General features: G+C 35.0%; 1 protein-coding gene. It reads left to right on the forward strand.

What is annotated here, in order from left to right; all coding sequences use genetic code 11:
- Positions 1 to 123: 123 nt before the first annotated feature.
- On the forward strand, positions 124 to 528 hold a 405-nt coding region (locus HMPREF9010_RS00005; protein WP_004311896.1), incomplete at its 3' end, for an ISAs1 family transposase.

Consider the following 528-nt stretch of genomic DNA (forward strand, 5'->3'; position numbering starts at 1 on the left):
ATATTTTTTACTATATTCTCCTTTGTTATTTCTTTGCTATACTACTGATTATTAATACACTATCATTTGTTTATATCGATTGTTTTTCTTATCTTTATAAGATATATTAAAACATAAACTAACATGAAAATTGGCATAATTGACCTTTGTAAACAAATAGAAGATCCTAGGATGAACCGCAAAAAAGTACATAAAATGGAAACCATTATCTATATATCCATTGCTGCTGTAATCTGTGGCGCCCAATCCTGGAATGAGATTGAGGAATTTGGCAATGCGAAAATTGCTTTTTTCAAAAGTCGCATACCTGACCTGGAGTTCATCCCCAGTCATGATACTTTTAATAGATTCTTCAGTATAATAAAGCCCGAGTATTTTGAGTTGATCTTTCGTAACTGGGTAAAACAAGTCTGTCAGGAGGTGAAAGGCGTTGTAGCTATAGATGGCAAGCTCATGCGTGGTCCAAGCCAATGTGATGGAGAGCATACTACGGGAAAAGAAGGATTCAAATTATGGATGGTTTCCGCC

This window comes from Bacteroides sp. 3_1_23, from assembly GCF_000162555.1.
GTDB lineage: Bacteria > Bacteroidota > Bacteroidia > Bacteroidales > Bacteroidaceae > Bacteroides > Bacteroides ovatus.